This window comes from Thauera aminoaromatica S2 (assembly GCF_000310185.1).
In the GTDB taxonomy this organism is placed as follows: Bacteria; Pseudomonadota; Gammaproteobacteria; order Burkholderiales; family Rhodocyclaceae; genus Thauera; species Thauera aminoaromatica.
In genome coordinates this window covers 1-7,172 of sequence record NZ_AMXD01000162.1, presented here as the reverse complement: position 1 = coordinate 7,172, position 7,172 = coordinate 1, and the positions used below count along the sequence as shown (strand labels likewise).

8 protein-coding genes are annotated in these 7,172 nt (G+C 72.1%); 6 read left to right on the top strand and 2 right to left on the bottom strand.

Going from position 1 to position 7,172, the window contains the following annotated elements; genetic code table 11:
• From C665_RS17130 to C665_RS17110, 5 genes are all read left to right on the top strand, one after another.
• The coding region (locus tag C665_RS17130; protein ID WP_004323961.1) for a branched-chain amino acid ABC transporter permease at window positions 1–715 on the top strand (715 nt) is incomplete at its 5' end.
• Between the two features lie 94 nt (window positions 716–809).
• Entirely contained in the window at window positions 810–1,034 is a 225-nt protein-coding gene (locus C665_RS17125) for a hypothetical protein (RefSeq protein ID WP_012584451.1), read from the top strand.
• Window positions 1,035–1,146: 112 nt separating this feature from the next.
• The gene (locus C665_RS17120; protein ID WP_004323957.1) at window positions 1,147–2,313 is read left to right on the top strand and encodes an ABC transporter substrate-binding protein; all 1,167 of its coding nucleotides are present in this window, start codon (window positions 1,147–1,149) and stop codon (window positions 2,311–2,313) included.
• Between the two features lie 802 nt (window positions 2,314–3,115).
• Window positions 3,116–3,742, top strand: coding sequence for a flavin prenyltransferase UbiX (locus C665_RS17115; protein ID WP_004323955.1), 627 nt, complete (start codon window positions 3,116–3,118; stop codon window positions 3,740–3,742).
• 41 nt (window positions 3,743–3,783) lie between these two features.
• Window positions 3,784–4,386, top strand: a complete 603-nt coding sequence (locus C665_RS17110; RefSeq protein WP_004323953.1) for an LON peptidase substrate-binding domain-containing protein — start codon at window positions 3,784–3,786, stop codon at window positions 4,384–4,386.
• A gap of 44 nt (window positions 4,387–4,430) precedes the next feature.
• Here the strand turns inward: C665_RS17110 and mutY are convergent, their stop codons facing one another.
• Entirely contained in the window at window positions 4,431–5,510 is a 1,080-nt protein-coding gene (gene mutY, locus C665_RS17105; RefSeq protein ID WP_004323951.1) for an A/G-specific adenine glycosylase, read from the bottom strand.
• 111 nt (window positions 5,511–5,621) lie between these two features.
• On the opposite strand from mutY, the gene C665_RS17100 reads away from it, so the two are divergent.
• Window positions 5,622–6,122, top strand: a complete 501-nt coding sequence (locus C665_RS17100) for a flavin reductase family protein (protein ID WP_004323949.1) — start codon at window positions 5,622–5,624, stop codon at window positions 6,120–6,122.
• 33 nt (window positions 6,123–6,155) lie between these two features.
• Here C665_RS17100 and C665_RS17095 read toward each other — a convergent pair.
• Window positions 6,156–7,172 (bottom strand): hypothetical protein (locus tag C665_RS17095; protein ID WP_004323947.1); only part of this gene is annotated, 1,017 nt, incomplete at its 5' end.

Below are 7,172 nucleotides of genomic sequence, written 5' to 3'. Positions count from 1 at the left end.
GCCGCTGGCCCTGCCCGTCGCCGCGGCGGCCGGTGCGCTCGGCGGCGCGCTCGCCAGCCTGCCGGCGCGGCGGCTGGGCGGGCTGTATTTCGGCATGAGCACGCTCGCCTTCGCCCTCATCGTCGAGGAGGCGCTCGCACGCTGGGAGTCGCTTACCCACGGCGCCGCGGGCCTCACGGTGGGGGCCTTCACCCTCGCCGGCTGGCGCGCGGACTCCACCCTAGCGCAGGCCACGGTCAGCGTGGCGGTGCTCGCGCTCGCGATGCTGGCTTGCGCACGCCTTTTCGCCTCGCGCCACGGGCGCGCCTGGCGCGCCGTGCGCGACGACGAAATCGCCGCCGCCGCCTGCGGCATCGACAACGACGCGGCGAAGATGCAGGCCTTCGTGGTCGGCGGCGCGCTGTCCGGGCTGGCGGGCGGGCTCTACGCGCACTGGATCGGCTTCATCAGCCCGGAGCAGTTCGGCCTGGTGTTCTCCTTCGAGTTGCTCATGCTCGCCTTCATCGGCGGCGCACGCCGCCTCGCCGGCGCCGCCTGGGGGGCGCTGGTGATCGTCGCCATCCCGCCGCTGATCTCGCTGCTGCGCGACCGCCTGCCCGGCGACTGGGCGCGCGCCTCGGGGCTGGAGCTGCTGCTGTTCGGCGCGGTGATCGTCGGCGTCGTGCTGCTGCGCCCGGCCGGACTCGCGGGCGAAGCGAAGGGGCACGACCGGTGAGGCCGCCGAGGTGGGACGGCGCTTGATTCTCGCGCTGCAGCAGACGATAGTAACGCTCTCGTAATTCTGCATGCAGTTTGCGCCGGAGCCCGCCATGAGTGCCTGGAGTTGCCCACACGACCTCGATGGAATCTGCCAACGCGTGCGCGGCGCGATCTGCTCGCCGGGCATGCGCGGCTGCGAACTCGAGGGCAAGGTGCGCTTCGCGCTCGACGAGTTCAACGAGCCGCGCAAGCCGGTCAAGGCGCGCCCGGCGGAGACCAGGCCCGAGCCCAAGCCCGGCGCCGCCGCAGCCCCGCGCCGCCGCCTGCCGTTCTGATCCACGCTTCGCATCACCCACCGGCCCGGCTTGCGGGCCACTCGCGCGCGCTCCGCGGTCGCCTTGCCGTAGCCGCGCACGGCAATCCAACCAACCTCCAGGAGTTCTCCCGATGAGCCCCTTGCGTCGGCTTGCGCTCGCGCTCGCCTCCTCGCTGTCCCTCGCCTGCGCCCTGCCCGCCACGGCGGCGGGGGTGAGCGCCGATGAAATCGTCGTCGGCACCGTGTCCGACCTCTCCGGCCCGATCGCCATGCTCGGCGTGCCCGTGCGCGACGGCATGCTGATGCGCTTCGACGAGGCCAACGCCGGCGGTGGCGTGCATGGGCGCAAGATCCGCCTTGCGGTCGAGGACGCCGGCTACGACCCCAAGCGCGCGGTGCTCGCCGCGCGCAAGCTGGTGCAGCACGACCAGGCCTTCGCCTTCATCGCCAACATGGGCACGCCGGTGGTCATGGCGAGCATGCCGATCATCGTCGATGCCGGCCGCCTGCACCTGTTCCCGTTCTCGCCGCATCGCGCCACCTACGAGCCGCTGCACCCGCTCAAGTTCCAGAACTTCGCGCCCTATCAGGACTACATGGAAGCCGCCACCCGCCACATGGTGCGCGAGCGCGGCTACCAGCGCAGCTGCCTGCTCTACCAGGACGACGACTACGGCCTGGAAGTCATGAAGGGCGTCGAAAAGGCGCTGGCCGGGCTCGGCACCGAGCTCGTCGAGCGCACCAGCTACAAGCGCGGCGCCACCGATTTCTCCAGCCAGATCGCGCGCCTGCGTGCCGCGCGCTGCGACCTCGTGGTGCTCGCCACCGTGGTGCGCGAGACCGTCGCCGCCATGTCCGAAGCGCGCAAGATCGGCTGGGACGTCGACATGCTCGTCACCGCCTCCGGCTATTCGGCGCAGACCCACGAGCTCGGCGGCGCCGCGGTCGAGGGCCTGTACGGCGTCTCGGTGCTGCCGCACCCCTACGCCGAGGGCGCGAACAGCCAGCTCGCCGCCTGGATCGAGCGCTATCGCGCGCGCTTCAACACCGAACCCAACGTGTGGAGCGTGATGGGCTACACCCTCGCCGACCTGTTCGTGCGCACCGCCGAGGCCACCGGGCGCGAGCTCACCCCCGAGCGCTTCGCGCACACGCTCGAAGGCATGGCGTTCACCCGCGACTACTTCGGCAGTCCCGCCTACCGCTTCAGCGCCGACGACCACCTCGGCAACCGCAAGGGCCGCCTCGCCCAGATCCGCAACGGACGCTGGGAGCTGATCACCGACTACCTGGAGTGAGGCGCGGGCCGCGCTCCAGCGATCGGCGTATCGCGACTTGCGTCGCTCCCACTGGAAAGCTGCGATCGCGACTTGCGTCGCTCCTGCCGGAGCGTCACCCCGACCGCGGTAGTTTCCCTGCCGCCTTCCACGGGTACTGGGATGCGGCGGCAGAGCTTCCCGGGGCCGTGCCGGTTTTCGTGGGAGCGACGCAAGTCGCGATTCCGCCGCACGGGATTCGCGTCGACGCAGCTTTGCCGGTGCAATCGCGACTTGCGTCGCTCCCACTGCAAAGCTGCGCGGTGTGTGAGCCGACGATGACGCATTGACGCGGCAAGGCCGAGGGCAGCCCGTAGCGCAGCGAAGGGCCGCGAGTGCAGGCGGCCCTCCGCCCGCTTCCCGCGACCGTATCGAAGCCGCGCCCCTCGTATCGCGACTTGCGGCGCTCCTGCCGGAGCGTCACCCCGACCGCGGTGGTTTCACTGCCGCCTTCCACGGGTACTGGGATGCGGCGGCAGAGACTCCCGGGGCCGTGCCGGTTTTCGTGGGAGCGACGCAAGTCGCGATTCCGGCGCACGGGATTCGCGTCGACGCAGCTTTGCCGGTGCAATCGCGACTTGCGTCGCTCCCACTGGAAAGCTGCGCGGTGTGCGAGCCGACGATGACGCATTGACGCGGCAAGGCCGAGGGCAGCCCGGAGCGCAGCGAAGGGCCGCGAGTGCAGGCGGCCCTCCGCCCGCTTCCCGCGACCGTATCGAAGCCGCGCCCCTCGTCCGCCGGATGGGGTACGCTTCACGCCATCCGCCGACCTTCCCGCACCTCGATGACGCCTCCCCGCACGATCACCGTCGCCTTCACCGGCGCCTCCGGCCTGCCCTACGGCGTGCGCCTGGTCGAATGCCTGCTGCAGGCGGGCTGCCGGGTGTGGTTGCTGTACTCGCAGGTCGCGCAGATCGTCGCCCGCCAGGAGATGGACTGGAACCTGCCCGCGCGCCCGGCCGAGGTCGAGGCCGAGCTTTCCGCGCGCTTCACCGCCGCACCCGGGCAGTTGCGCGTGTTCGGCCGCGAGGAGTGGTTCGCCCCGCCGGCCTCCGGCTCCAACCCGCCCGACGCCATGGTCGTGTGCCCATGCACCGTCGCCACCCTCGCCTCGATCGCCGGCGGGCTCAGCCAGAACCTCATCGAGCGCGCCGCCGACGTCGTCATCAAGGAAGGCCGCAAGCTCGTGCTCGTGCCGCGCGAGACCCCGTACTCGGCGATCCATCTCGAGAACATGCTCAAGCTCGCCCGCCTCGGCGTGTGCATCCTGCCGCCCAACCCCGGCTTCTATCACCATCCGCAGACCGTGCAGGACCTGGTCGACTTCGTCGTCGCCCGCATCCTCGACCAGCTCGGCGTGCCGCACAGCCTGATGGCGCGCTGGGGCGAGGATCGCGAGCAGGCCGGCTGAAGCCTGCCGGCACCGCTGCCCCCTGCGCACCGGAGCGTCCCATGACCCCGCCGCCCGACACCCTCCCGCTGTTTCCGCTCAAGACCGTGCTCTTTCCCGGCGGCGTACTGCCGCTGCGCGTGTTCGAGCCGCGCTACATGGACATGGTCACGCGCTGCATGCGCGAGGGCGGCTCCTTCGGCGTCTGCCTGATCGCGGCCGGCGACGAGGTCGGCGAAGCCGCCGTGCCGCACCCGGTGGGCACCGAGGCGCTGATCGAGCGCTGGGACATGGAGCAGCCCGGCGTGCTCGAGTTGCTGGTGCGCGGCGGACGGCGCTTCCGCATCGTCGACCACGAGCTCGAGCGCGACGGCCTCCTGGTAGGCAGCGTGCGCTGGCTGGAGGAGCCGCCCGCGGAGCCGGTGCCCGCCGCGCAGGCCGAGCTTCTGCCGCTGCTGCGCTCGATCGTCGAGGAGCTCGGCGACCGCCTGCCGCCGCCGCACGACTTCGACGACGCTGCCTGGGTGGGCGCGCGCTACATCGAGCTGCTGCCCATTCCGCTGCTCGCCAAGCAGAAACTGCTCGAGCTCGACGATATCGTCAGCCGGCTGGAGATCCTCCAGCAGTTCCTGCGCGAGCACGGCCTGATGCCGAAGAAGGCCTGAGCGCGCACGACTCGTCGCGGCGCGCCGGTGCGTTCCCCGCAGGCTCAGGCGCCGCGCGCGGGCGCGCCCTCGTCGAAGAGGCCCGGTGCCGCGAGGCCGTCGAGGATGCGCCGCACCGGCGCGGGCAGGGCGGCCTCGGCGTGGGCGCCCAGCGGCAGCCAGCACAGCGCGCCGTCGTCGGCCAGGCCTTGGATGGCACTGGCGTGCAGCAGCAGCGGCTGCAGCTCGAGCACGAAGTGGGTGAAGGCGTGGGTGAGTGGTGCGAGCGGCCGGGGCGCGGCGGTGGCCAGGCCGAAACGCTGGGCGCTCCAGGCCTGGGCGTCGTCCACCTCGGCGGGCAATTCCGGCAGCGCCAGCAGGCCGCCCCAGATCCCCGCCGGCGGGCGACGCTCCAGCAGCACCGCGCCCTGGTGCAGGATCACCGCACAGCGCGCACCACGCCGCGGCACCACCTTCTTCGGGCGCGCGGTCGGCAACGCGGCCACGCGCCCGTCGCGACGGGCGACGCAGTCGTCGTGGAAGGGGCAGCGCGCGCAGGCGGGGCGGGCGCGGGTGCACAGCGTGGCGCCGAGATCCATCTGCGCCTGGATGTAGCGGCCGATCCCGCGCTCCGGCAGCAGCGACTCGGCGAGCGCCCACAGCCGCGTCTCCACCGCCTTGTCGCCGGGAAAGCCCTCGATGCCGAAGACGCGGCACAGCACGCGCTTGACGTTGCCGTCGAGGATCGCCGCACGCTCGCCCCAGGCGAAGGCGGCGATCGCCGCCGCGGTGGAGCGACCGATGCCGGGCAGCCCGGCGATCGCCGCGGCGCTGCGCGGAAAGGCGCCGCCGTGCGCGTCCATGACCACCCGCGCCGCGCGGTGCAGGTTGCGCGCGCGGGCGTAGTAGCCCAGGCCGCTCCACAACGCCATGACGTCCTCGACCGGCGCCGCGGCGAGCGCGGCGACGTCGGGGAAGCGCGCGAGGAAGCGCTCGTAGTAGGGGATCACGGTCTCGACCCGGGTCTGCTGCAGCATGATCTCCGACAGCCAGATGCGGTAGGGGTCGTGGCCGCCCTGCCAGGGCAGGTCGTGGCGGCCGTGCTTGCGCTGCCATTCGATCAGGCGGATGGAAAAATCGCTCATGTCCCCTTTTGTTCCTTGCGTTGCCTGCGCGCTCGACGCTGCCCGCGCGCGCGGCGATAATCCCGGCTTTACTCCCACCCGAGCAGCGCGGCCCACCGCGCCCGTCCGTCCATGACCCAACAGCAAGCTTCCGGCGAGGACTTCCAGCGCCACTTCCGCAACGCGCTCGGCATGTTCGCCACCGGCATCACCGTGGTGACCACGCGCACGCCCGTCGGCGAGCCGATCGGCCTTACGGTCAACTCCTTCAACTCGGTGTCGCTCGACCCGCCGCTGATCGTGTGGAGCCTGGCCAACGAACTGCCCAGCCGCACGCTCTTCGAGGGCTGCGAATACTACGCGATCAATGTGCTCGCCGAGGACCAGGCCGATCTGTCGCAGCGCTTCGCGAGCCGGCTCGGCGAAAAGTTCGCCGGGCTGGAGTTCGACTCGGGGGTCGGCGGCGTGCCGCTGCTCGCGGGCTGCTGCGCGCGCTTCCAGTGCCGCAACACGGTGCGCCACGCGGGCGGCGACCACGTGGTCTTCATCAGCGAGGTGGTCGATTTCGACCGCGCCGAAGAGCGCGCGCCGCTGCTGTACTTCGGCGGCGCCTACCGCCAGCTGCGTGCCTGAAGGCCGCGCCGCGGGCGCGGCGGCGGTCCGGGCTCAGGCGGATGCCGGCGCCACGCCCGCGCCTTCCCCTGCGGCGACCAGCTCGACCACGAAAGGCAGCGAGGGGTCGATCGCGAGCATCAGCCACTCCAGCCGTTTCTTCAACGCCTCGGGGTCGCCGTCCGTGACCTGCAGGCACATCGCCTCGCGGCAATAGACGCCGTCGGGCTCGAGGTTCCACGCACCCGCCGGCACGATCGCGCAGTCGGCGATGCGACCCTCGGCGAGGCGGACCCAGCATAACAGCACGCCGCGCGCGCTGATCACGCGCGCCAGACCGACATCCGGGGCGACGCGGCAGGCGTCGATCAGCGGCGCCACCTCTGCGCTGCCCGGATGGCGCATCGTGCTCGCGCAGTCGGCCACGTCGATCGCCTTGGCGAACAGGCGCGCCGAGATGCGGTTGCCGCGCTCGAGCAGGATGCGCACCAGCGGCGAGGCGGCGTGGCGCGCGAGCGGTCCAGTCTCGGCGGGCTCGCCGGCGTAGCGCGGGTGACGGATGAATTGCGCGCTCGGCCAGGTGCCCACCTCGGCGGCCCAGGCGTCGGCGCTGAGCGTGCCGAGCAGCGCGGTGCGTTTTTCCGGCAGCACGGTGGACGGGCCGTGGGCGATCAGCTCGCCCAGGATCGAGCTCAGGCTGCCGCCGCCCGCGAGGCGGTCGAGGAACTCGCCGATTCCGTGCGGCATGCGGATCTGGTTGAAGAAGCCGGCGAGCAGCTCGCGCGCGACCAGGTCGAGCACCTCGCCGCCGAGCACGAAGTCGTTGTCGTGCTCCCCGGCATGCAGCAGGCGGCGGTGGAATTCGGCATAGCGGTTGATGCGTGGCTCGAAGCCGAGCGAGGGCGGCCAGTCGAGGAGGAGGCGGCGCAGATGCATGTCGATCATTTCGGCGGCCAGCCGGCGCTCGGTACGCAGCTGCTCTGCGCGCTCCGGCGGCGGCTCGCCCGCGGCCGCCGCGCAGGCGTGCGCGAGGGCGTGAGCGTGGGCCTGCGGGCTGTGGCTGGCGTGGCG

Excerpts from the sequence above, each read along its gene's own strand:
- C665_RS17115 (WP_004323955.1), top strand. The coding sequence starts at position 3,116 with ATGACGCCTCCCCGCACGATCACCGTCGCCTTCACCGGCGCCTCCGGC.
- C665_RS17100 (WP_004323949.1), top strand. The coding sequence starts at position 5,622 with ATGACCCAACAGCAAGCTTCCGGCGAGGACTTCCAGCGCCACTTCCGC.
- C665_RS17125 (WP_012584451.1), top strand. The coding sequence starts at position 810 with ATGAGTGCCTGGAGTTGCCCACACGACCTCGATGGAATCTGCCAACGC.
- mutY (WP_004323951.1), bottom strand. The coding sequence starts at position 5,510 with ATGAGCGATTTTTCCATCCGCCTGATCGAATGGCAGCGCAAGCACGGC.
- C665_RS17120 (WP_004323957.1), top strand. The coding sequence starts at position 1,147 with ATGAGCCCCTTGCGTCGGCTTGCGCTCGCGCTCGCCTCCTCGCTGTCC.
- C665_RS17110 (WP_004323953.1), top strand. The coding sequence starts at position 3,784 with ATGACCCCGCCGCCCGACACCCTCCCGCTGTTTCCGCTCAAGACCGTG.